Below are 259 nucleotides of genomic sequence, written 5' to 3'. Positions count from 1 at the left end.
ATTTTTGTTCCTTGTAATGCTTGTTCCACATCTTTTATATCACCTTGTCCAAAGAAATCACCAAAAATTCTACAATCTGCAATACGATTTTGTTCAACAGAAATGGTAATATCTACAGTACCTGATGATAATCTTTCACTTCGATTATATTCATATTTAGTTGACTTCCCATAATTCCAATCCCAATTTTTATACTTTTTGCGCGCCAATTCTTGAATCGCTTCCCAATCTGCATCAGATAATTCTTATCGTTTTGCCT

Annotated in this window: 1 protein-coding gene; it reads right to left on the bottom strand. The window is 32.8% G+C overall.

Going from position 1 to position 259, the window contains the following annotated elements; translation table 11 throughout:
- Window positions 1-209: lipoate protein ligase C-terminal domain-containing protein (locus GUI70_RS25915; protein ID WP_272952939.1), on the bottom strand; the 209-nt coding region annotated here is incomplete at its 3' end.
- Between the last annotated feature and the right edge of the window lie 50 nt (window positions 210-259).

The sequence above is a fragment of the Deinococcus alpinitundrae genome (assembly GCF_009982895.1).
Lineage (GTDB): Bacteria > Deinococcota > Deinococci > Deinococcales > Deinococcaceae > Deinococcus > Deinococcus alpinitundrae.
The sequence above is the reverse complement of the archived record's forward strand: the minus strand, read 5'-3'. Positions and strand labels throughout refer to the sequence as shown.